Origin of the sequence: Paraburkholderia sp. BL6665CI2N2, assembly GCF_004366535.1 — a bacterium.
Lineage (GTDB): Bacteria > Pseudomonadota > Gammaproteobacteria > Burkholderiales > Burkholderiaceae > Paraburkholderia.
In genome coordinates, this window is the sequence record NZ_SORC01000001.1 from 7,058,086 (window position 1) to 7,081,606 (window position 23,521).

Annotated in this window: 23 protein-coding genes; 13 read left to right on the forward strand and 10 right to left on the reverse strand. The window is 58.3% G+C overall.

The genetic code is table 11. The features are described from left to right. Positions 1–12 precede the first annotated feature (12 nt). The 5 genes from B0G81_RS31670 (at position 13) to B0G81_RS31690 (ending at position 5,845) form a co-directional block, all read left to right on the forward strand. Positions 13–1,986: a phospholipase D-like domain-containing protein gene (locus B0G81_RS31670; protein WP_134140861.1), complete on the forward strand. Its 1,974-nt coding sequence runs from the start codon at positions 13–15 to the stop codon at positions 1,984–1,986. Beyond that, positions 1,979–3,652: a DUF6396 domain-containing protein gene (locus tag B0G81_RS31675; RefSeq protein WP_243856651.1), complete on the forward strand. Its 1,674-nt coding sequence runs from the start codon at positions 1,979–1,981 to the stop codon at positions 3,650–3,652. Before B0G81_RS31670 ends, B0G81_RS31675 begins: the two co-directional genes overlap by 8 nt. Before the next feature lie 49 nt (positions 3,653–3,701). Further along, on the forward strand, positions 3,702–3,965 hold the full coding sequence (locus B0G81_RS31680) for a PAAR domain-containing protein (protein WP_134140863.1): 264 nt from the start codon (positions 3,702–3,704) through the stop codon (positions 3,963–3,965). Between the two features lie 921 nt (positions 3,966–4,886). After that, positions 4,887–5,177 (forward strand): hypothetical protein, encoded by a 291-nt coding sequence (locus B0G81_RS31685; protein ID WP_134140867.1) that lies wholly within the window; start codon positions 4,887–4,889, stop codon positions 5,175–5,177. A gap of 134 nt (positions 5,178–5,311) precedes the next feature. Then, the gene (locus B0G81_RS31690; RefSeq protein WP_134140871.1) at positions 5,312–5,845 is read left to right on the forward strand and encodes a hypothetical protein; all 534 of its coding nucleotides are present in this window, start codon (positions 5,312–5,314) and stop codon (positions 5,843–5,845) included. Positions 5,846–5,986: 141 nt separating this feature from the next. On the opposite strand, the gene B0G81_RS31695 is transcribed toward B0G81_RS31690, so the two are convergent. Further along, entirely contained in the window at positions 5,987–6,379 is a 393-nt protein-coding gene (locus B0G81_RS31695; RefSeq protein WP_243856653.1) for a helix-turn-helix domain-containing protein, read from the reverse strand. A 140-nt stretch (positions 6,380–6,519) separates the two neighbouring features. Here B0G81_RS31695 and B0G81_RS31700 point away from each other — a divergent pair, with 140 nt between their 5' ends. The 3 genes from B0G81_RS31700 (at position 6,520) to B0G81_RS31710 (ending at position 9,416) form a co-directional block, all read left to right on the forward strand. Continuing rightward, positions 6,520–7,557 (forward strand): hypothetical protein, encoded by a 1,038-nt coding sequence (locus B0G81_RS31700; RefSeq protein ID WP_134140873.1) that lies wholly within the window; start codon positions 6,520–6,522, stop codon positions 7,555–7,557. A 283-nt stretch (positions 7,558–7,840) separates the two neighbouring features. Continuing rightward, entirely contained in the window at positions 7,841–8,341 is a 501-nt protein-coding gene (locus B0G81_RS31705) for a hypothetical protein (protein WP_134140875.1), read from the forward strand. Positions 8,342–8,510: 169 nt separating this feature from the next. Beyond that, entirely contained in the window at positions 8,511–9,416 is a 906-nt protein-coding gene (locus B0G81_RS31710; protein WP_166679086.1) for a hypothetical protein, read from the forward strand. A 221-nt stretch (positions 9,417–9,637) separates the two neighbouring features. Here B0G81_RS31710 and B0G81_RS31715 read toward each other — a convergent pair whose 3' ends face one another. The 4 genes from B0G81_RS31715 to B0G81_RS31730 form a co-directional block, all read right to left on the reverse strand. After that, on the reverse strand, positions 9,638–10,474 hold the full coding sequence (locus B0G81_RS31715) for a hypothetical protein (RefSeq protein WP_134140879.1): 837 nt from the start codon (positions 10,472–10,474) through the stop codon (positions 9,638–9,640). A gap of 421 nt (positions 10,475–10,895) precedes the next feature. Next, complete coding sequence (yfcF, locus tag B0G81_RS31720; protein WP_134140881.1) at positions 10,896–11,528, reverse strand: glutathione transferase; 633 nt, start codon at positions 11,526–11,528, stop codon at positions 10,896–10,898. Positions 11,529–11,656: 128 nt separating this feature from the next. Continuing rightward, entirely contained in the window at positions 11,657–12,385 is a 729-nt protein-coding gene (locus B0G81_RS31725) for a transporter substrate-binding domain-containing protein (protein WP_134140883.1), read from the reverse strand. Positions 12,386–12,564: 179 nt separating this feature from the next. Then, positions 12,565–13,317: an SDR family oxidoreductase gene (locus tag B0G81_RS31730; protein WP_134140885.1), complete on the reverse strand. Its 753-nt coding sequence runs from the start codon at positions 13,315–13,317 to the stop codon at positions 12,565–12,567. A 315-nt stretch (positions 13,318–13,632) separates the two neighbouring features. On the opposite strand from B0G81_RS31730, the gene B0G81_RS31735 reads away from it, so the two are divergent. The 3 genes from B0G81_RS31735 to B0G81_RS43890 are packed head-to-tail and all read left to right on the forward strand — an operon-like array spanning position 13,633 to position 14,845. Next, positions 13,633–13,890: a hypothetical protein gene (locus B0G81_RS31735; RefSeq protein WP_134140886.1), complete on the forward strand. Its 258-nt coding sequence runs from the start codon at positions 13,633–13,635 to the stop codon at positions 13,888–13,890. Further along, complete coding sequence (locus B0G81_RS31740) at positions 13,850–14,656, forward strand: IS5 family transposase (protein WP_116146006.1); 807 nt, start codon at positions 13,850–13,852, stop codon at positions 14,654–14,656. Before B0G81_RS31735 ends, B0G81_RS31740 begins: the two co-directional genes overlap by 41 nt. A gap of 45 nt (positions 14,657–14,701) precedes the next feature. Continuing rightward, positions 14,702–14,845: a hypothetical protein gene (locus B0G81_RS43890; RefSeq protein ID WP_166679087.1), complete on the forward strand. Its 144-nt coding sequence runs from the start codon at positions 14,702–14,704 to the stop codon at positions 14,843–14,845. Between the two features lie 260 nt (positions 14,846–15,105). Here the strand turns inward: B0G81_RS43890 and B0G81_RS31745 are convergent, their stop codons facing one another. The 5 genes from B0G81_RS31745 to B0G81_RS31765 all read right to left on the reverse strand — a co-directional run bounded on the left by B0G81_RS31745 (position 15,106) and on the right by B0G81_RS31765 (position 20,692). Next, on the reverse strand, positions 15,106–15,366 hold the full coding sequence (locus B0G81_RS31745; RefSeq protein WP_134140888.1) for a hypothetical protein: 261 nt from the start codon (positions 15,364–15,366) through the stop codon (positions 15,106–15,108). 714 nt (positions 15,367–16,080) lie between these two features. Then, complete coding sequence (locus tag B0G81_RS31750) at positions 16,081–17,307, reverse strand: phage/plasmid replication protein, II/X family (protein WP_134140890.1); 1,227 nt, start codon at positions 17,305–17,307, stop codon at positions 16,081–16,083. 502 nt (positions 17,308–17,809) lie between these two features. After that, a complete protein-coding gene (locus tag B0G81_RS31755; RefSeq protein WP_166679088.1) occupies positions 17,810–18,673 on the reverse strand; it encodes a helix-turn-helix domain-containing protein in 864 nt (287 codons plus the stop codon). A 181-nt stretch (positions 18,674–18,854) separates the two neighbouring features. Next, on the reverse strand, positions 18,855–19,199 hold the full coding sequence (locus B0G81_RS44870) for an AlpA family phage regulatory protein (RefSeq protein WP_243856655.1): 345 nt from the start codon (positions 19,197–19,199) through the stop codon (positions 18,855–18,857). Positions 19,200–19,522: 323 nt separating this feature from the next. Beyond that, positions 19,523–20,692 (reverse strand): site-specific integrase, encoded by a 1,170-nt coding sequence (locus B0G81_RS31765; RefSeq protein WP_243856657.1) that lies wholly within the window; start codon positions 20,690–20,692, stop codon positions 19,523–19,525. A 301-nt stretch (positions 20,693–20,993) separates the two neighbouring features. On the opposite strand from B0G81_RS31765, the gene B0G81_RS31770 reads away from it, so the two are divergent. Both B0G81_RS31770 and B0G81_RS31775 read left to right on the forward strand, forming a co-directional pair. Then, complete coding sequence (locus B0G81_RS31770; protein WP_134140895.1) at positions 20,994–22,127, forward strand: acyltransferase; 1,134 nt, start codon at positions 20,994–20,996, stop codon at positions 22,125–22,127. Between the two features lie 114 nt (positions 22,128–22,241). Then, entirely contained in the window at positions 22,242–23,504 is a 1,263-nt protein-coding gene (locus B0G81_RS31775) for an MFS transporter (RefSeq protein ID WP_134140897.1), read from the forward strand. The last annotated feature ends 17 nt before the right edge of the window (positions 23,505–23,521 follow it).

The following is a 23,521-nucleotide window of genomic DNA, read 5'->3' on the forward strand; positions in this document are numbered from 1 at the left end:
AAGGACCCGAAAGTGGCCGACAGCACCCTGAAGTCTCAGAATCCGACAACCGTCGCGATTGACGAACAGGCCCGTACCGCACAGGGATCGGTGCAATGGCTACTGGAAAAACGCCAGGACATTGCCCCGATTACCTACGAGAACACTCTCGATTTCATGATCTGTGGCGAAGATGGATTCAGATCGATCGCGAAGGACCTGAAAGACGCGAAATCAACCGTGGAGATCATCTGCTGGGGGTTCGACCCGGGTATGGAACTCGTGCGCGGCGGCGACACGTGGCCGCGTGGCCAGACCTACGGTGAATTGCTTGAAGAGATCACGACCCGCAAGGAGAACCCGGTTACGGTCAGGCTGATGGTCTGGTACGCCGAAACCGCCTCGGCCAAACAGAACAATGTACCCGGCTATTCCGACAACGGTCACAATCCATTCACGAATCCGGCCGCCTGGGCGGTCGGTACGTCATCGTCTCCGTACGAGAGCAAGAAGCGCCAGGAATACTGCATCCGGTGGTGGAAAGACAATCTGCCGAAAGGCAACGTCAGCGGGAAGAATCCGCGCCTTCAGGTTGCATTCCGCTCCATCGAGACCGCGGATGCCAAGCACGCGCTGGCCGACGAGGAAGACAAGCCGGTCTACGTGGCGGGGAATCCGACTGATGAAACCGGTCTGATGGAGAATTATCCAACGCACCATCAGAAACCGATTCTGATCGACTATGCCTACGAGGAAGGCCGTTACGCAGTGGGTTATGTCATGGGGCTGAACTCAGTGACCGACTACTGGGACACCACCGCCCATAAGATCGACGATCCGATACGGGAGGCGTTAGCCAAGGGCAAGCTCAAGGACGAGCAGGCGCATGAGGAGGCAACGCAGGGACAGCCCGCGACGAAGGGCTACGTGCATGGCAGACCTTACCAGGACTATGCGTGCCGTGTGGTGGGTCCCGCGCTCAAGCGGTTGCATCACAACTTTGTGAGCGACTGGAATATCTTCGCGCCAGACCATAAGGTCGATGAGCTGACCGACGTCCCGGCCAACATCCCGAAGGCGCCCAAAAATCCAGCTCACGGTGTGCAGATCGTTCGCACCCATCCGCGTGAGAACGACAAGACGATCAAGGAACTGTACTATCAGGCCAGCAGTTTCGCCCGTAACTACATCTATATCGAGAACCAGTATTTTTTCTATTCCGCATTCGCACGTCATCTGAAAGAGACGCGACAAACGTTCTGCGAGGCGTGGGCGGCAAAGTCTGGTAAACCCGTTTCACAGATGCCGATGCTACATCTGTTCATCGTCATCCCGCATCCAGAAGACGACGGAATGATTCCACGCACGTATGACATGCTTACCGAGCTTGGCGCGAGCGATGGAATGTCGGACCAGAGAAAGTACGTGGATGACGGCAATATCAGCCAGAATTATGCGGACGCAAAAACCATCACCGATACCGTCGACACGCCCGACGGTCCGATAAGCACCCAGCGCAAGGTACTGGATCGCCCCAGCGCGCAGCAGCTTGCGGCCACCTATGGACTGAAAGTGAGTGTCGCCCGGTTGCGCTCGAGCGGGCCGCACGGCAATGGCATGGCGTACCGCGAAATCTATATTCACTCCAAACTGATGATCATCGACGACGTGTTCCTCACGGTGGGTAGTGCGAACTTGAACCAGCGCAGCATGTCGTCAGACAGCGAAATAAATATCGGCGTGACCGGACTGGAATATGCCGGTTCGCTACGCCAGAACGTTTTCAAAATGCATTGGGGAGCCACTATTCCCGATAGCGATGGTCTTGCCCATATGCCTGACGTATTTGAAGCATGGAACAGGCGTATGGCCAAGAACCGCAATGTCTGGAAAGGGGGAACAGAGGCTCTCACGGGCTTTCTGCTGCCCTTTGAAGATCACCGCGCCACGAACACGATGCACGCGTCAGTGACCATGCCTTTTTCGGGAAACTCGGAATATGCCTGACGTGTATCAATTCCGCGCAGCATTTATTGCCCTCGTTCTGCGATTTCTGGTCGTCAGCCTCGGTATAGTGGCCGCCGACTCGCACGCCAGCCCCTTCACTGCCCTCACCAGCAAGCTGAGCACCGCCATGTCCGACCTGCCACGCTACGAAAAACTGCTGCCGTTCAATCCACACCGCAAAACCTTCACTTGCGTGTATCAGGACCAGCACCTGCCCTCGGTCGATCCACAGAGCGAACTGTGGTTCCAGCAGGCGCTGGCGCTCGATGACCCGAATATCTACGCCACAAAACGTGATTACCCGAAGATTTACCAGTTGTACACGCAAGCGGCCGAACGCAATCACTGGAAGGCTATGCTCAATCTCGCCTCGCTGATCCTGAGCGACAATCCGGGCGTTCCGGAACACGATCCGGAAGCAGCAATTCGCTGGGTGGAGAAAGCGATGAAACTAGGCGTGCCCGACGCGTACGACATGATGGGCACTTATCACCAGAACGGAATAGTCAGGGGAGGAAGTGCTACCAGCGCCTATGCTTTCTTCCAGCGTGCCGCTGATATGGGTAGCCCATCTGCGCAGGTCTTCCTTGGAACAAAGACGGATGCTGCATATGACGATCCGGGAGGTGAATTCTGGGGTAACGAACTCGTTGCAACGCAGATGCTGGAATGCGCTCTTGCTCAGGGATACGGAGATGCAGCCGATGAACTGGGTCTTCTATATGCTCGGTCGCATACTGCAGAAGGTAAGGCGCGCGCACTCAAGGTCCTGCACGACGGCGTGAAGCTCGGAAGTGCGAAATGCGCACATAGTCTAGCACCAGAGTTTCGTGGCCTCGATCTTGCCGACGGCACCAATCTCGTTGGACACATTGACAAGGCGCGTGCCGAACGGTACAGCAAGCTTGGCGACGCGCTGGAATTTTACGGTGGCCGTCTGAAGCTTCCTAATCTCGACAAGGTATTGCCCCTGCCTCCGGCCCCATTGCCCAAATGGGACGGCAATGTGCAGACATTGATCGACGGCGCAAAGGCCGTGACACCACCGCCCAAACCGCAACAAGGCGCAGCGCTGCAAGGACGTGAATTCATTCCACACGGATACGCTGTGTCGTCAGTGGAACAAAGCGCGATGGCGGTTGCGGGCAACCAGATCGTGCCGCGCGACGGCTACTGGCTCGCGCTGTACGGTCCAGCATCTGCTCCCAAGACCCAACTGATTCCCGCCCGTCGGAACACGCCGGAGCGCTACCAGGCGGGTGAGCGCTTCGAGGCATCGTCATCCGACTGGCTCGCCCCTGACCAGGTGCAATGGCATTACCTCGGTGAAGCCTATGTCCTACCCCCACAGCGGGACGATCTCCTGAAGCACATGATTGACGTAGGATTCCTGCGCGAGATTCCGCAACCGGCTTCGCAAGTCAGGTGCAGTGGACAGCAGCGCTGTCCGCGAACCGGCATATGGGAAGGCCGTGTTGCCAGTGATCATCCGATGGCCGTGCTGTACAACCGGTGGGATCAGCAGGCGTTTGTCGAGAAAGATCACGCATTTCCGCATCCCGGTGAGCGTTTCATCGATGCGGCGATCGTCGATGTGCAATGGACGTATCTCGGCAATCCGAACGCGGAAACTGGGATGCCCGGTGTACGTGAGATCGATTTGTGATTAAGTCGGACCGGCAGACCGTAGCACCGGCCAAAGTGGGAGAAAGTTGATGGTTCGTCAGGTCATTGTGGTTGGCGATACGCTGGCCCCGCACGGAGGCACCGTATCGACCGGTTCGAATGCCGACATCGTGGACGGCAAACCTGTTGCCCGCAAGGGCGATACAGTCGAATGCAAGCAGCACGGTACCCAGACGATCGCGGAAGGTGACGGGAACAGTATGTTCGGCGGTGCACCGGTTGCACTGCATGGACATCATGCGACGTGCGGCTGCACGCTGCTGAGTCGCTGTTCGACGGTTACCATGCTTTGACCTCGGGCGCGGTCGGTCATCGCAGCTTGAATGGGAATGCGCACGCGAACATCGATGGTGGGCGCGGCCAAGGCAGATCACGTCGGAGACTGGTGCGCGCAGCGCCATTTCCTCGCCCATGTCAAGCGCGAGACGACGCGTCGCAGACGCCGCTACGAACCCGCGAATACGCAGGAATCCTAGGTTTTTATTTTCGTGTCACAGCCAACTGGCACGAATGACTACTGTCCAGCCTTGCTTGGGTCGCATAGCACGCACGCCGAAGCGTCACAGCAAGGTCCAGCCTAAGTTTCGGGCTGCCAAACACCTAAAATCGCCTGAAATTGTTTGGTTTGCACAAAAAATGGGCAGCTCGCCCGTTTTTCCTGCCGAGAATGTGCCCGGAATGGGATGTTGCATTGCAATATTAATTACAAAGCTTTCATTGTCGCCGAGCCGAGGATATGAAGCCGCTGACGTTTCGACTCCATGCATTCCCCTTGGCGTGGAAGGGGTAGCCCGCTGGTGGGGCTGCAATCCGGTCGGAGAGCGACTTTTGCGTCTGAAGTCCCGAGGACAATCCCTCGCGACACCCGGATCGGCCAAAATAGCGGGCCGGGACGGCATTTGACGGTCCCTTTTTACTGATTCAGCCGTTTGTGTTACATTTTACCGAAAGATGGTCGATTTTTGGTGATTTTTAGTCACTTATGAACAAAAATGCCGGTTTTGAGGCGTTTGCCTAACTCCCGCAGGTCATTTGATCATCAACCTCGACTCCCGACATCTTCACGCTCGGTAACCGCCCTCAATAACGTCTCCGCTGAGCCGAAACGCACTGCTGCAGCCTCGCGTTTCAGCTTTTTCACCAACTTGAGCCTTTGATACCGGAACTCAGCCGGGGATGATGCTCGCATAAAACATTCAGGATGCCTGATCATTATGAAAAGCAACCGTAGATTTCTTTTTCCGCTAGGCCGCACCCTGATGACGCTCGGCGCGCGCGAACTGATGCACCGCACTGGAACTCAACCCTTCCAACTCCTGCTGCGACACCAGTGCGGCGACTGGGGCGTGCCGGACGCAGAGGATCGCGCCACCAATGATCGTGCCGTGATTGAGGGCGCGCGTGTTCTCAGCGTGTACGAACTGGGGGACAGCAGGGAAAAAATCTGGATCATCACTGAAGCCGACCGGGGCGCAACTACTGCACTTCTACCGAGCGAGTATTGACCGTGGGCTTCGTCGTCCAGCGGTTTCATCCGTTCATTCGTCCCGGTCTATGTCTCGGCACAGTCCGATCGAGGATTGCTGTCCATAGCCAGCAAAGTCGCCTCGATGCGGCGTGTGTGATGCACTGCCTTGTAATGGTGTTGCAGATTGCTGGCATCATCGACGACCCGTCGCGGATTGCCACGAGGCGGCGACGGCTCGAAGCCATGATTTGGCGCAAGACGGCAGAGGTCTTCCTGAACGGCATGACGCTCTCCGAACTCGCAGAGTTGATCACCAAGCTCGACTGCGGCCTGCGCACGAAGGCGCTTGAACACGGCTCACACCGCGAAGTCGTCGCCTTCGTCGAACGCGAACTCACGCGGGGGCTCCTGGTTATCTGCTGCGTGCGCGCGGTCGGCGACGCGCAGACTCATGCGGTTCTTGTGATCGGCGTTGAGGGGTGTCAGACATCGCGGCAGTTCGACGGCCGCACGCTGCTGATCCTCGATCCGGCGGAAGGGCCACCTACAGCGATGGCAACGTGCAATGCACGGCTTCACTACGCGGGCAGGCACTCCGGCGAGTTGCCACGCTACGCGAAGTACGCCACAGCCAGCGCGACGTATTCGGTGGTGCTGAACGGAGCGGTTTCGGTTGACTTTGACGGACCGACGAAGCCCCCGTAGTGGCACCAATCTACCGCGGCGCTCTACGCCAACGCTGAGGTGCAGTACGGCAGTGACACCTTCTGGGCTGCTTTAGGCAAGACGCTTCTGGACCGTGCAGGTACGAGAGAGTTTCGGCGCCCACCCGGCAACGGACAACGATCACGTTCCTTTTTTGCCCGATTTCATAGCTACTCGCTGAGCACGCCGTCCGTGTGTAGTTTCCAGAAGGGCAAGAGCGTCGTCGACCAACCGCTCAACGATTTCCTGTTGTGCAGGAGTTAGGGACGAAAGCTTTTCATGGACTCTCGATGCACGGTCATGCGAGCTGACACCGGCCGTACTGAACAGGTCCGCGAGCCGACACTGAAGACTGTCCGCGATACCCGCGAGACGCTCAAGGCTAGGAATCAGGGTTCCGCGTTCCATCCGCGAAAGCGACGACTGTTCGATCCGGATCAACTCGGACAACCTTTCTTGAGTCATGTCGAGCGCCTTCCTGCGCGCCGCGATGGCCGCCCCGACCGACCGCGCAAGCTCATCTATGTTGCTCAAGCCTGAAGTCCTCCTCGTTTGACGGGGGAAGTGTCAGTCGCCACCGCACTACGAGAGAAGGACGTAATAAGGAATATTATTCCTCATATAGAATATTCATGCGAAGTAGACGGACTTTTGATCACAACCGGGGAATTACCATGATGAAGCTCACACGCATTTTTATTGTTGCTGGCGCCTTTGCTGCACCGGCTGCGCATGCCCAGATCAGCCAGATTTTCGGGACGATCCATACGGGCCAGTACGCCGTGACCCAGGCGAAGCAGTCGCTGCCGCAGCAAGGAGCGGCACAGCAGCCAGTGCCGCAATCCCAACCGGCCGGCAACGGTTCTGACAGTCCGACACAGGCAGTTACGCAGCACCTTGGAGGTTCAACGCCGAGCGCGTCCACCAACGGCAACCCTCCCTTCGGCATGTTGTTTGGTTGCGCTCAACCCGCCCGGACTCCGCTACTATCCGCGTTTGCTCTCCATGACATCAAACTCGGCGACGTTTGCGCACAACCCGAACTAACGACGGGCGAGCCCCAAGGCATGGTTAGCGGGGTGGAAAACGACATGAGACGGCTCGCGCCAACCGACAATATTGCGGTCACACGATTGACCGGTAGCAACACTACTGTGTCGCTGGCGACGTTGCGCGCAAGTGCCCGCCCGCCGGAACTCGCAAAGTCGGTCGTTATCGCAGTCGAAGAACATGTGAAGGCGGCCGACGTGACGAACTCGCTGCAACCCGGCAATTCTTTTCGCGTGGCGCTTGAGCAGCGGTACGGCAAACCTTCCACAGTGATTGGCGCACGCGAGAAGCTCGCTGCGGATCACAAGACGGCTGCGAAGGGCATCGAGAGTCGGGCAAAAGCACTCGGAATCGAGAGCCGTGAGGCAATCACCAAGAGCGTTGTGGTTGAAGACCGGATCACGCAGCAATGGGTCGCATGTCATCCTGCGGATACAGTCTACGCATTGCGCTGGGCTAACCCGGACGGCACGGTTCTCGTAGCAAGCCTCGCAGACGGTGAGTGCGGCGCGCGCCCGTCCTTTGATCTTTCGCTGATGCCCAATCTTGAGCTGCCGAAGGAATCGCAGTTCCTCATTGCGCAGTGGACCGAGCCCGCTCTCGCATACAGCAAGGCGCAGACCCAAGCTCGGTCAGTCAGCGCATCGACACCGAAATTCTGATCAGAATCGGACAACGGGGCAGCGGAGCGCAGTGCGTTTCACTGCCCCTCGAAAGAGTGGCCTATCCAATTGGATATACAGATGAATCACCAACGAAAACGTACTCGCCTCGCAGCATCTTCGTACACCTTCGCCGCGCTGCTACTGGTCCTTGCAGGATGCTCGAAAACTTCCCCGACTGCAGAGGCCGCTCCGGCATCGTCGCCGGCCGTGTCCGCATCAAGTCCGGCACCGTCAGCTTCGTCGCCTGCGACACCCGAGACACCGAACGCGCAGGCCGCAAATGAAGACGCAGGCGAGAACGAGGCCGACGAGAGCGGCGCGGGGGTCGGCTCGGTCGTGGTCAGCGAACCGGGAGGCGATCAAGCGTGCAGACACGCCTTTCGGCAAGCTCAGCGCCAACGATAACAACGTACTCTTGCTTGACGGCAAACCCGTCAGTCCGCGGATTCAGGCCAATAACTCGCTGAGTTTCGCGGCTCAGGTGGCCCTCAAAAACCACCGCGCCGTACTGATTCAGAACAATGGCGGGACCGCTTGCCCCGCCTTGTATCACTGGATCATTCTGTCTGAAGGCAGCTACGTCGTCAGCCCGGAGTTCGGTTCGTGTTCCGATCTGCCGAAGGTCTCGACCGTATCCGGCAGGCTGATTGTGACGATGCCCGATTTTGTCGGAGATGCTGCCTCGGAGGCGGAGCGGAAGCGCGTTGCAAAGAGGACGAAAAAATACGTGTACGACGGCAGGGTCGTGACCGAGAACGGCAAACCGGTCCGTGGCGGCTGACGGATCGGGGACGACTGCCGAGCGTCAAGGTGCTTCCATCATCTGATTTCCGATTGCTGCGTGGACATATGCAAGCTCGCTGAAGCTGGCGACGCGCTTCGGCAGGGCATCTGTACGACAATCTTTCCTTGTCGCGATGGCACAAAGAGGCCCGATAGCGGGCAAAGTCATGAACAATCCGAAGATGCCGCCGAACGAGGCCGCACTCGATGTAACGTTGTGGGAAACGGGGCGGGCTGTCCTGAATCCGGGTGCTGACAATGACATGCCGTTAATTGTCGTCTCCACGAGTGCGCGCGTAGGTCTGAACAGTGCGTTGACCGCAAATCGTATAGAAGGAGACATTCGCTACTTGTACGCATTGCCGACGACTGCCGGAAGGTCACCTCCAATTCCACCATTCGACAGCGCTATCGCTATTTCACTAGCTACGTTCGTAGAGGTGGGACTGGTGTTCATCGCCGTCGACCCGCAAGTCGAAGGCGACCTTTCCGTCGCGTCCTCGGTCTCGCGTGTCGCGCGCGAAGCCGGCCTGTTCGTGGTGGCGCTCATTGCTCAAACAGCAGAACCTTCGTCCGACGGCCGGATGCACGAACGCGATCTTCTTCGAGCATTTGACTCGGTGATCGCTCTACGGGCCTCATGGCCAGAGGCAAAACCGCTTGCGTGCAACATCATCAGGCATATTGCGGGTGGACTGAAAGTCGCTCCGCCTGTTTGCACCGATCTCGCTGACGTGCAAGGAATACTCAGGGGAGCCATCGTATCGGTCGGCGTGGGGGAGGCTGAGGGATCAGCCAGCGCTGGTGACGCGGACCGTGCATCGGGCGCAGCAACTCGTGCGATTGTGGATGTCGGGCGTTCTCGCATAGCAGCCGCGACGGGTCTCATCGTAGCCATCGCAGGCAACCATTCGGTGCGTCTCTCCGAGATATCGCGCGTGACGCATCTGGTCGGCGATCTGGTCGAGTCCGCTGACGCGCTCGTGATTCCAACGGTACACGTGGATGCAAGAGCACCTGACGGATTCCGTGTGTTGGTGTTTGTGGCGTACCGTTCCCACAGCCTCATGTAAGGAACGACCGGCAAGGATCGACCCGTTTCGGCCCTTCGGGCCGCCGCCCCGTCAAGGGCGGCTTCCAAAGGTACAACGGTCGTTCCTGCGGCCGTGTCTGCCGTCTAGCAATCGGCGGTTGCGCCCCTATCGAGTCAGCGAAGATGGGCAGATACCTATCTCGTTTGATAGGTAGGGCCAAACAAGATGATGACGTCGCCGCGCGATGCGACGATGAACCGTTACTTCTCAAAGCATGAGGCAAGCAAGTTTGAATTCGGGTTCTTGGGTGTGCTCATCGTTGGCAGCCATTTTTCCGTAGATTCATTCCGCTGCTGCCGGAATTCTGGGAGATTGTTTGCCCACGTCTGTGAGTCGAGGGACCACTGCGCCTGAGTAAGGGAATACGTAGACTCAAATCGAATCACGCCTTTATTGTTCTCTGCCTTAATCCTTAGCGCCGAGGTGTACAAGCCTATATATACGCTGTTCGGATCATCGCTAAGAATTACCTGCGTAAAAATTGAAAATGATTCTTCCGAACTGGCGTAAGAGAGCGCTGCAGTCACAAGATTTTCTACACCATTCTTGATCGTATCGATATCTTGGTCGGCCACGCCCTCAAAGCGGTTCACAAAGGCAGCGATCAAGTCGTTCGCGTTCGTGCTTGAGCAATCGATAGGATCTGTCCTCTGAGACACCAAGGTTAAAAATGGTGCAGTGTTCAACTCGTCAACGAAAGCGCTGAAATGCGCGTTATCTCCGGCATAGGCTCCGCCACCCTGGGGTGGCTGCGCAAGCGGATCATATCCTGCCTGTACTCTAGCCGACGTTAACGTGGCCTGAATGCCCTCGTAGATCGTCGTGGGTGGTCGAGATTCCGGATTATCGACGCCCGCGGCTGCATTGGCCGCCGCTGCGCTACTATCGGCATTCTGTCTATAACTGTCCGTTAGTTGTGCCCCCTGTGGATTCTTGATCTGTCCCGGGTTTCCGTCCAAGCGAAGGCCGGAGGAAAACGGGTTAATGTGCGCTCCAACAACGCTGGTCATGTCATGCTCCACATTTAACGCTTTCACGTAAGCAGTCCGCAGGAAATGCGCCGCAGTCGACTCGCCAATGTTCAGAGTTTGTAATGGAGGTTGGCGTGGGAACTGCGGGTTTGTGCGGTCCCGTGACCACGACGGCCCTTCCGCAAACGCGAGGTGGGTCAGCAATGATCATACGAATAATGGCGGAGCCAGTACATCGGAACAACCTGTCGATGTTGCTAGGTAGGCAAATCCTCGGCCCTGCGGCCTCGCGGAATGACAATCCCGGCAGTCTCATCAATTCTGTCTTTCCGGTCTCCCTCGACTCGCCTTCAGGCTCAAGAATTCCCGGCATCTTCATCCAAAGCCAAGCGAAGCGGTCGCCCGAACGTCCAGTCGCTGGCAGAGGCAAACGTCGCTTGATGGCCGGCTGCCGTCTCACGCGGGAGTCCGACCAATCCGCACGTGGTCAGAGCGGAGGTCGGTCCAGCAAAACCCACTGCTGCACTGACGCCCGTTCCCATTGACGCGTCGCATACGACGCTAGCTTGGCGGGAACTTCATCGCCATTCATGACAAGGCGATTCAACATCAACGCCAAATCTGCGTCGGCGATACACCAATCACCGAAGAGGTTAGATGCATCCTGCAGGAGAAGCCGGTCGGCTGCAAAGTACAACTTCCGCACTGCCAACTCCGCGGCGGTAGTAAGAGTCGGAGCCTCTTTTTTATAGAACACAACCTCCGTCGAGCGCTCCTGACGGATGGGCAACAGGTCGCTTCTGAGCCACGCCTGGAGTTGGCGCGCCCTCGCGCGGAGATGTCGGTCCCGCGGATAAACGAGCGTTTCAGGGAAAGTTTCGTCCAGGTACTCAGTAATCGCCGATGACTCGGATAGCGCGAACTCGCCATACGCTAATGTGGGTACGCGCTGAGTCAACGATTCGAAGGCGTAGCTCTCTTCACGATTGGCGCCACTCCCAAGGTCAACCGTGATCAGCTCGAATGGCAGTTGTTTTTCTCGGAGGGCCACGAACACACACATCGCATACGGGCTTGCGAACTGTGCATCGGCATATAAACGAAGCTGGGCCTCAGGCATGGCGCTATCCCTGCTGGTTAGTTAACGTTGAGGCTCGACGATAGCGAGCCAGAGGGGGAACTGGGCAATTGTCAGCGATCTCGGACCTGATGTCGAACGGCCGCTTCTGGCCGAAGCCCGTCCCCCACTCAACGAGCGAGGACCGGATCGATCTCATTGCGTGTCAGCCCGAATTTCGCCATGCGAGCGCGATGGTCTGGCGAGCCCAAATATGAACGAAGCTGCGAGTTCACCGCATTGCGCAGATCGTTGTTTCGTTTGCCAAACGAGAACGCCCCGAATGGAACCTCTTGTCGCTTGCCGTTCGTTTCCGGTTTGTGCTCCACAGCCTCAAAGATCGAACCTTTGATACGATCCGCCATTATGCGGTTTCCCAAGGCTGTGCTCGCATACGCGTCGATCGCCCCCGAGCGAACGGCATCGATCGCCTCGGCCTGATGCTCGAAGATTGCTATCTGATTCTCACGGACACCTGATGCTCTCGCCGAGTCGTGTTGCACCTGTCCGGCAATGATGCCAAGGCGCGCATCGTCGCGTTTGGCGAGTGACGCATAACTGTCGAGCGCCTTCGGATTCCCAGCCCGAACCAGGAACCCGTCCCCTATCGCCCACACTGGCACGCTGAACGCGACCAGATTGGCACGGTCTGGCGTAACAAACAGCGGAACATTCATATCCCAGCGGCCGGTTTCAACGCCGGGCAACAGTTCACTGAACGTCGTTGGATGATGCTCGATCCAGGTAACTCCTATCGCTCGAAGAACTACTTCTGCGAGGTCAATATCCGCGCCAATTGCGGTGCGGTCTTCCGTCCAGCCGAACGGAGGTTCGTCGATGTACGCAATCGTTACCTTCATCGCTGTTCCTCGCGAAATGTGAACGGCCATCAACTTTGGAGCCGATTGTTGACGAATCTACTTGCGTGCGCGGACGTCGCTTTTTGGCCGCCCAGAGACAGATCGCGTGCGGATCGGATCGATCGCTAGACGGACGATCAACGTGCAGCGGGCGCGGGCGGTGCTTCGTCGCGTTTTGATTACGTGAGATTCAAACCGCCGTCCGAGAGCAAAATTTCGCCCGTCAGATAATCCGAAGCGATCAACAAGGCAACCGCCTGAGCAACATCATCGGGGCTTGCGGCTCGCCGCATCGGTGAACGCTCCTTCCAGAGTTGCTGAGCTGGCGTCCACTCTGCCGTGAGAGGTGTATCGACCAAGCCTGGCGCGACAGCGTTTACGCGGATGTCAGGGGCAAGTGAAAGCGCAAGCAAGCGCGTCACATGGTTTAACGCTGCCTTGGTTGCTGCGTAAGGGATCGATGCACCTTTAGGTCGCACTCCGGCATGCGAACTCACGTTCACGACGCACCCCGCCTTTCCTCGCGCGGCAGCTTCACGCAGCGCCGATTGCGCTTCGGCTACAAGACGAAACGGCGCGACAACATTGACTTCGTGCAACTCCTGCCAAACGTTCGGCGTGACAGCCGCCAGATCGTTATGGGGGATCACTCGACTGATACCGGCGTTATTGACCAGAACGTCGAGTCGGCCCCAAACGCCGATTGCCTCGCGGATGAGATTCACTCTCTCTGCATCGTTGGCTAGATCGGCTTGCACGTACGCGGCGGAGCCGAGCTCGCGGGCCAACACGAGCCCCGCATCGCCGGAACTGCGCGAATGGAGAACAACAGAGAATCCATCCTTTGAAAGCCGTCGCGCGATTGCAGCGCCAATCCCGGAGGTCGAACCGGTTACAAGAGCGACTGGGGCATAGGTCTTCGCAGTGGCCATGCGATCCTCGAAAGGCCATTCGTTGATTGGCGATTGTCGGCGATTCAGGGTCCTGTGTCGAATGTTTCAAAGTGGCCGAACTGAGGCGAACGGTAACCGGCTCAGGTCGACCCACTGCCGCCGGTCGCGGCGTCAGTGGGTCAACGGCTGGTAACAGAGTGGTCCGGTCATCAGAGCCGGCCTCTCGGGGACAGCAGATCGGCCTCATAGATAGCTTCGTGCGGAAGGGCACACTGGGGCTCGGGGAAACGGGTAAGATCGCGCGTAGAACCTCAATGGAAACGGCTACGCCGGCGCAAAAACGTTACGAGACCCATGAAAAGACTGCTCGCTTTCATCACCCTCGCCGCATTGTGCGCGACCGCACAGGCCAGCTTCTTTCTCGACGGCAACGCCTATCGCCAACTCAGTGGTCCGCAGAAGCTCGGTTACATCGCAGGCAGCATTGACGGACTACTGTCCGCGGGCGCGATGGCGCGTGTGAAGCTAGAGGGTGTTAGGCACTTTTTGTCGGACCTGGTATCCTGGTGGGATGAAAAAACGCAGGCCTTACCCAACGGATGTATCGGATGAAGAGTGGTACTTCGCCGCTCCGTACCTGACCTTGATGAACAAGGACGCACCGCAGCGCCGCTACGAACTGCGTGAGATGTTCAACGCGCTTCGCTGGATCGTACGCGCGGGTGCACCGTGGCGTTTGTTGCCCAATGACTTTCCACCGTGGGAACTGGTCTACCAGCAGACGCAACGCTGGATTCAGGCCGGCTGTTTCGAGGCCATGGTGAATGACCTGCGTTCGATCATCCGGATCGCCCAGGAGCGTCGTGGTCAACCCAGCGCGGTCATTCTCGATGGGCGGACCCTGCAGTCGACCTGCGAGAGTGGACCTCGCGCCGGTTACGACGGCTACAAACGCAAACGTGGCAGCAAGGTCCACATGGCGGTTGATACGTTGGGGCAATTGCTTGCTGTGCATGTTACGCCGGCCAACGAACAGGAACGTGCGCAGGTCGGAGAACTGGCGCGTCAGGTTCAGCAGGCCACGGGCCAGACGGTCAAGGTGGCGTTCGCCGATCAGGGATATACCGGCGAAGAGCCTGCGCAGGCAGCACTCGACGAAGGAATCGAGCTTCAGGTAATCAAGCTGTCGGAGGCGAAAAAGGGCTTCGTGCTGTTGCCGCGCCGCTGGGTGGTCGAGCGCAGCTTCGGCTGGCTCAACCGCTTCCGCCGGCTGGCCAGAGACTACGAGCGATTGCCCGAAACCTTGGCTGGTTTGCACTTCGTCGTATTCTCCGTGCTTATGCTTGTCCACTTTGCAGCCCTTAACAAAAGTGCCTAACACCCTCTAGGGCGCGTTGACCAGCTCGATCAATGCCTTGCGACTATGCGCGCCAATTCGATACAAGTCAGAGCCATTATTGATCGTTATGTCGAAGCGAACCCCGAATACTGGGGCGATGGCATGACCAATACCGTGTGGCTGGCGATGCGTGATGCCTGTCAGAAAGCGGGCTCGCCACTCGATTGAACCTCTGGCCGTTCCTCTCTGCGTTGTGCTGACGCGCACCTAAGAAACGTCGATCTTTTTCGAATCGACGCTACGTCCGCCTCAGCCACTTACATTTGAAATCGGTGCAACTGGAAGGGTGAGGAAAGGCTTCAATGCTTGAATAGAGCCCTCTTTCGCGCGCAGGCCGCTTTCTCGAATACAGAGCCTGATTTGGCGCCCGCAACCACCAACGTAGTCGGTGACGGGGACTCGGGCGTCACTCGTAGCCTGTCTACATATCAGTAGCAGTTGGTGTAGACCTGATTGCCGTAGCGCTGCGATGTGCAATTGCGCGTCGACGTGTGGCCTTGGGCGTCGTTGTAAGTCTGATTGGTATAGGCCGTGTTGCCGTATTGCTGCGACGTGGAATTCATCGACTGGCCATTCGGACCGGAGTAGTTACCGTAGGTCGTGTTGCCGTATTGTTGCTGCGAGCCTTGCCACTGTGCTTGGGCCGCCATCGCCGGCAGAATGGCAGCAAGTAGAATTAACTTCTTCATTTGGTTCCTCGTCTTAATAGTAGTTGTCATCGAAATCTGTTTGATTTTATTGCGCGCTGAAAATAGCAGCAAGGCGTCGTATGTGCGGTAGGCAGCAGCTGATCGCGAATCCACCGACGCTCGCAGCATGAAAGTCCGCTGCTTGATGCGTAGCGGCCGCTCGAGTGACCACATGACTGAGATGGCGAGTGCCGGCTAGTGGCCGAAGCTTGCCGGTCGTAGTAGAGAACAAGCCCTCGCTAAGCGGCGGGCGGCGATCGCCCGCGCCAGCATGTCTCCCGCAGGTCGATTCAGACCTGCCCGCGAAGTTGCTTTGTTCGACGGCTGACTGCTTGCGCATCGTTCGGCTACCCGCTTACGGAATGAGGCACGGCAAGTATAGTACGTCGATCGCTCGGCGCGAGCCGCGAGCCGCGAGCCGCGATCGAGCACCTGCAACGAGAGATCGATGTTGTGAGAATGGTTCCCCCGCCTGAAACTCCACGAATGCTTCCGTCGGAAACAACCCGGTCCGACGCAGCGCCGCGCATGCGTCCTTTCACATCGGTTCCGGCTGCCACCAGCTGATGAGTTCAAGAAGTGCTTCGCTCGCGCTGCTTGAGTGAAACATTACGCGGCAGCCATGTTGTTTCGGAAATGTGCGGTCCATTGATGCGCTTGCCTTGCCCTACCGAACAGCGGGCCGGGGGCGTTCGAGCCCCGGCCCGCAGGTGATTAATCGTCCCAACGCGATGCTCTTACCCGCAAAGATTCTGCACGGCGGGCGCTTCGACCGCCGTGCGATGCGGCAGGTGAGCGGAATGCAGTGGTCGCAGCGTCCGCGGCCAGACCGTCGGCTACGTCTCCACGGTGACGGCGGGCTTCGTTATTTTGCGGTTGATCCATGGCTGAATTCGGCGAGGCAAACCCAGCAGTGGGATAGTCGCGGACCCAGGCAGGAAATGCACCGAGACAATTGTCCCGCGCAAAAATCTCAGAAAGAGGCAGTGGCTCGATAGTCGGGCGATTAAGAAGAATATCGATACCGGTTTCAGCCTTGATCTTGGCGCGGTGCGTTGCCAACGTGCTTTCTGCGAACAGTTCGTTGAGTGGTGAACCTGCGCGCCAGAGTTCGAGCGTGTGTCTCAAGGTACGATTGCTAACACCGGAAATGGCGTCACGCAGCACGTCGATCGATCTGTGCGACTGGAAGCACAGGCGATCCAGCTCCTTGAAATAGACGTCCTGAACGCATTGCAGATTCCAGGCGGAACCGCGGTTAAGGCCATTGTTCACGAGGTACGCCCCACGCAACTTCAGTTCCGCACGAATACTCTTGCTGGCCATGTCCGACAGCAGAGGCCAGATTTCATCAGCCGCGTCCCCAGCAACGGCTCGCAAGTGTTTTTCGGCTTGCTTGCGCTTGTCGCCCAACTCCTGATGCTTGTCGTAGAAGGTCCAGATTGCATTGCTGCGAGGCGCTTCCATGCGGCTCCCGATGCCCGATTTGAACCAAGCCGTGCGAAAGGCCGTGTCCATGTTCCGGTGCAGGTAGGTGCAGAGCATCTGGCTGCTAACGTTCTCGGGGAGCGGGAAGCGATGGGTAAGGTCGATCATCGTGATGTCGTATTCACCCGCTTTCCACATCGCTTCCTGTTCGGGATCATAGGGCAGTTTCATCTTGCGCAGCACACCGCAAATCAGCGCGAAGCACAGTAGGCGCACACTGTTCGATCCGAACACGTTATGCCCTTGAAGCGGTTTCAGCGGGCAGCAGTGGATCGCGATTTTCGTTCCCTTTCGCAAAGACATGACGTCGATGAGGCTGCCGCCGTCCGAAAGGCGAATCTGCTTAGAAAATTGCATCGAAGACTCGCTGCCCGACCCTTCGATGCGCTTGATGCGCTCGTTGCCAAAAGGTTTGTGGTCGAACGGAAATTCGATGTGGATGAGATCGATCATGGATACGGTACCGGCTGAAGGAAGTGGTTAGCTGCGAGTTGCAGCAGGAGACTTGCTTCAGCCTTTACAGTATTCGGTAGGGTAGTAATCTGGGGTATATAGACTAGTATCGTGTGCGGCAGTAGGGGATGGAGCGAGGCAACTCACCGCGCACTCAGCGACAGATTGGTGACGCCCCTGCAGTCTTGCATCGCTTGCATCCTCATCACTGATCGGGCCAAATCGATGCAAGCGATGCAAGCGATGCAAGCGATGCAAGCGATGCAAGCGATGCAAGCGATGCAAGCGATGCAAACGCGTTGATTTCCGTCAGAAACTCGCCCGGTTTTGGACGAGCATCAAAAGCAAGCGGCTCTGGCTGCGGGGGACCTGGTGGGACAGTCAAACCGATGCTCGGTTCATGCTTGAACAGGTGCTCGAAAAAAAAAGGGTTGCGCGGGGCAACCCTTAAGATGATTCATGGCAGCGGGATTCGTTTTTTCGTGCAGGTCATCGGTATCCGCTAGTCCGGCAACGGCACGCCGTTCTTCATCTCCCGCAACTTCTTGATCGTACGCGACACAGTAGCAGTGCTGACGCCCAGTTTGTCCGCGATGGCTTGCAAGCTCTTGCAGCTCTTCGCAAGTTCACCCACAGCCCGGTCGCGAGCTGACGACGAAGTGAAGGGTGTTTCCGTGGCCGTCCACCGTCCGTCGCTAAGATAGATGTCGTACATAGACTTGTCGATGCCTAGCGCACGACCGTCGGCCAGCGCGGGGACTTCAACAGAGAAAGTTACGACGCTGTCACTGTCAGGATCAGGCTCGCACGCGTCGACCTCAATGTATTCGTCCGCGAATTCGTGCAGCTTCGAGTTTGCATGGCCCATCGTGCACACCACAAAGACGATGACGAGAACACCGCTACGTTCGCCTGCAGCCGCATAACGCTCAAACGCCTGAGCCATGTCGGTCGTAACCGGCAGTCGGCACGGTTGTGCCATCGTGATGCACGAGTACTGTCCCGAGTCGATCATTGGAATGGCCACAGCCTGCCCTTCATCGCTGCACCAGTCGAAGTTGTCCTTTCTTCCGACCACGTCGACGCTAAATTGGGCGGCGGAATCCGGCGCATTCTCCCAGCGCGTGAGCCCCGTAACGGCAGACAGCTTGCGTTTACTTCCCGAGTGAAGGGCGTGCACGTTGGCGAGCGAAGGCATCGGCAGATGACCGACGCTACCTTCGGTTCGGGCTTCAAATTCGATAAGGGGTCGAACGTACGGTAAGAGATGCGGACGAAGCACCGCAACCAGCAGCAGGCCGCTACCAATTGGCTCCTGAGCGACCGCGCCGGTAGGGCTGACGGCGGAACGGCGACCGGCAGACATGGGATCGCTCTGACGGCGTTGAGCGCGGTTAGGACGTGTAGCCCAGGACTTGGTCGGTGTTTTCGGGCTAATCGACCTCGGCGGTCGCAGCGGTTCTGCTTCAGCAGTAAGTCGATTGTGCGGACGCAACTTCTCGCGGTCGGCAGCTCCTAGGGCGTCGGGTCGGCCCTTCTTGGGGAATTCACGACGCATCCCGACTCTCCTTTTCGCGCGCCTCGATGTAGGCGAGAACAGCGCAGATTCGCCACCCGCGAACGCGAGGCGAAAGATGCAGCGGAGCCGGAAAGCGGCCTTCGCGTACCATTTTCAGCAGCGTTGTTCTGCCGAGACCCGTTATCAGGAGAACCTCGGGTAAGCGAGCAATACGGTCAATAGGAGCTGCTTCGGCGACAGGCGCGGACATGCGACCGTACTCGTCGTTATGTTTGCGGGCCATCACGCTGCTGTTCGGTTCAGACTTCGCCGTTTGCGGTGCCGCGACGAACGGCGGCAGCGCACGAGAAATGCGCAGGTGCTTCAAAGCCATATTTTATTTACCTGAAAAACGCCAACTCGCATCTGAAGATGCGATGGCAGACGTAAAAACGGATAGGTAGATCAGGGTGCGTCGAAAGACGCTAGTCGTGTAAGCGACGGCTCAAATGGCCAGCCGCATTTCTCGTCGTTTAACACAGCGTCTAGGTACCGCTGCGTTTCGCGCCGCTTAAGGGCGCTGCACGGCAACCCCGGGGGCTGTCGGCATACGGCTCCAATCCAGTAGATTCGAGGAGTCGCAGAACCGTCTTTGTACAGGCGAATTGACCGGGCGTCAATCCTCCAACTTTCGCTGAAATCTAAGCTGCTGTTTTGCTATGGGTGCGCGTCGGGCCGTGCGTAAGTCGCCCAGTCCTGCATCAAGGCCGCGCGCTTTGTGAATAGGTCTCCTCGCGCATATGCTGCTTCCGCCTTGTCCTTGATGCCGTGCGCGAGCGCCGCCTCGCAGACTTCGCGTGGGTAATGAGTTGTCTCGCCCGCCCAGTCGCGGAACGTCGATCGAAAGCCGTGAACGGTAATGTCAGTGCGTCCCATGCGCCTAAGCAATTCGAGCATGGCCATGTTCGACAACGGCTTGCCGTACCGGGCGCCTGGGAAGACATAGTCATTCTGTCGGATCGCTTCCTGCGCCTTGATTATCTCAATCGCACGAGCTGACAACGGCACTCGATGCTCTTTGCCCATCTTCATCCGTTCGGCTGGAATCGTCCAGACGCCTGTATTCAGATCGAACTCCTGCCAAGTCGACGCGATTACCTCGTTTGTTCGGGATGCGGTCAGAATGACTAGCTCGAGCGCACGAGCAGCTGCGCCGTCCTGCGCGCGAACCAGTCCTACGAACTTTCCCACCTCGCCGTAGGGAAGAGCGGGGTGATGCGCCACCTTTTGAACCTTAGACCGCTTCGGCAACAGATTGTCAAGGTGACCTTTCAGTCTGGCCGGATTTTCACCAGATCGATACCCGCTCACAGTGGCCCAGTCAAGAACAGATTCAATGCGGCCGCGAACCCGCGTCGCTGTTTCGGTTTTGGTCGTCCAGATCGGTTCGAGCACCTTCATGACAAGTGCCGTATCAATCGCTGATACCGGCAACGAATTGAAGACGGGGTAGGCGTACGTCGTGAGCGTGTTGATCCACTGATCAGCGTGCTTTGCATTTTTCCACCCAGAGCGGTGCGCAGCTATGTATTTTTCCGCGCACTTTTCGAAAGTCATCTCGCCAGTTGCCGCGAGCTGAGCTTGGCGTTCGTCTTTGCGAGTATCGATGGGGTCTTTGCCGTCAAGAAGTAGCCGGCGACAGTCCAAAGCCTTGGCACGGGCTTCGGCGAGCCCAATGGTGTGGAGCGGGCCAAGTCCCATGCCGCGTGCTTTTCCCGCGCGCATGTATCGGAAGAGCCAAGACTTCGCGCCGGTGGAAGTGATTTGTAAGTAAAGGCCGCCCCCATCCGCGTACAGGCCCGTCTTCGTAGTCTTGTTGATCTTCAACTGGTTCAGTTTGTTAATGGCTCTTGGCATCTCGAACTATCAAATTGACTATCAAATGGATGCCGGATTATACCGTCTCGAAACGAACGTGGGTGAACTTGATTTTTGTGGAAGACCAATGCGGGAGCGGGGTTGACGGCTGGCTGCGAATTTCGCCGATCGCTAATCAAACGGACCGTCTCTCCGCCAGGACCGAATGATAAGCCGTTGAATCCCCAAGGATTCAACGGCTTTTTGTTTTCTCGCCAGCCTTGCTGGCATCTCGCCGACGCAAACATTCTGTAATCTGTAGAATGCGCGGATGGAGACACATAGCATCCGAGACGCAAGCTCTTTGCGCTACGTGACCGGCCTCGATGGACTCCGAGCCATCTCGATGATGCTGGTCGTTCTATTCCACTACACGAGCTATTTTTCCAGCGGCCTCTCAGAGTTGGGCGGCGCATGGTCCGGCATCGTGCGTATCGCGTCGACCGGCTGGATAGGCGTGGACGTGTTTTTCGTGATCTCGGGCTTTCTCATCACCACGACGCTATTAAAGCGGCCCGTCAATTCAGTCGCGTCCTACGCAAAATTCATCCAGCGCCGGGCCGTCCGGTTGCTGCCGGCCTACGTCGCGAGCCTGCTGATATTCACGCTTGTCGCGCTGCTGATCGACCCGCATAGCAAGGTGTTGAAAAACGAGTACCTGCTATGGACATTCACGGCCAGTCTGCAGTCGCTGTTCGGCGATCGAGTCGCGCTGGCCGATCAACATTTCACCATGGCGCATTTCTGGACGCTGGCCGTGGAATGGCATTTCTATATTGTCTTCCCGATTCTCGTCGCCCGTTTCCATTCGTACTTTCGCCCGGCCTTGGCGCTCCTGCTGGTGGCGATATCGTTCAGAGTGGCGTGCCATTTTGCCGGAATTTCCGATAACGGCATCTATACTTTCACGCTTTGCCGGATCGACTCGATTGCAGTAGGCTGCCTGCTGGCGCTCGTGCCTTCCCACCTTCGTTTCAGGCAGTCCGCAGCGGCAGGCGTACTCGGTGCGGCGATGTTCATGGCGATCTGGATTGCGTTGGCATGTTCAAATGTCCCGTTCAAAACCCTGGCGTGGCTTCAGACGTTCGGATATACGCTGCTAGCCGTGTCAGTCGCATTGATGATTTACCGGGTCATCCATTCCTCTCCGCGTTCGCCGATCGTGCGTGCGCTGGAATTCAAGCCGCTTGCCTCAATAGGGCGCGCGAGCTATAGCCTGTACATCTGGCACGTGCCTTTTTATCCCGCCATTGCGCTGCTGGCGCAACGCAATTTCGCGGACATCCGGCTTGCGTATCTGGTCGCGGTAGCGGCCGGCGTCGTGGTGACGGCGGCGCTCGGCGGCCTCTCGTATCTGCTCGTCGAATCCCGATTCACCCGGGCGCGTCCGCCGGTTCTCGCCTGAAGGCACCGAGCCGTTTTGTCGCTGCCGGCGCCGCGCGAGGCCGTAAACCAAAACAAATCATCTTGCTCTAAACTGGCGGCCGTCCAAGCCCGCCCAGTCAACAGCACGAACACCATGCCTCCAGCGCCCGCCGAACCGCCCGGCTCTTCATCCGTTAGTTTGCCGAAACACCCCGCCTTTCAACGTTTCTGGTGCGCTCGCATCCTCTCGTCGCTGTCGTTCCAGATGCTTGCGGTGGCAATGGGTTGGCACATTTACGCGCTCACGCATAGCGCCTTCGCACTCGGCCTCGTCGGCCTCGCGCAATTTCTGCCGATGTTCGTGCTGACGCTCGTCGTCGGCCAGGTCGCCGACCGTTACGACCGCCGCCGTATCGCGGCCATCTGCCAAAGCCTCGAAAGCGTCGCTGCGTTGTTATTCGCTGTCGGCACCTTCGGCGGCTGGATCAGCGCACCCATGATTTATGTGCTGGCCGCATGCGTCGGCGCGGCGCGCGCCTTCGAATCGCCCGCGGTCGCTTCGCTATTGCCGGGCGTCGTGCCGCGCGGGCAGTTGCCCAAAGCGACGGCATGGGCCACTTCGGCGAATCAGACTGCGCAGATCGCGGGCCCGGCGTTGGGTGGTCTGCTCTACGGCATCGGCCCCGGCGCGGCCTATCTCGCCTGCACGCTGTCATTCGCGGCTGCGGTCGCAGCCGTGTCGGGCATCTCGCTACAGGCGAAGCCGGCAAACCGCGCACCCGTCACGCTTGAATCGGTGTTCTCGGGCATTGCCTTCATTCGCCGCGAACCGGTGATTCTCGGCGCGTTGTCGCTCGATCTGTTCGCCGTGCTGTTCGGCGGTGCGACCGCGCTGTTGCCGATCTTCGCGCGCGATATCCTGCACACGGGGCCGCTCGGACTCGGCCTGCTGCGTTCGGGCACCGCCATCGGCGCACTCGCGGGCACTATCTGGCTCGCGCATTTCCCGCTGCGCAACCGGCCGGGCGCGGCGATGTTCGGCGGCGTGATCGCGTTCGGCGCGGCCACGGTCGTATTCGGTCTATCGCATCAATTTCTCGCGTCGCTCGTCGCGCTGATGGTGCTCGGCGCCTCCGACACCATCAGCGTGGTCGTGCGTCTGTCGCTCGTGCAACTGCGCACACCGGAAGAAATGCTGGGACGCGTCAGCGCGGTCAACTCGCTTTTCATCGGGACGTCGAATCAATTGGGCGAATTTGAATCCGGCGTGACGGCGGGGTGGTGGGGCGCGCAACCGGCCGTGCTGGTGGGCGGCGTGGCGACCATCGCGGTCGCTTTGCTCTGGATGCGCTTCTTCCCGGAACTCAGACGCACGCGCTCGCTGGAGCGCGAAGCGGACCTGGCGCCGAGCCGTTGATCGACGCAACACCCTGC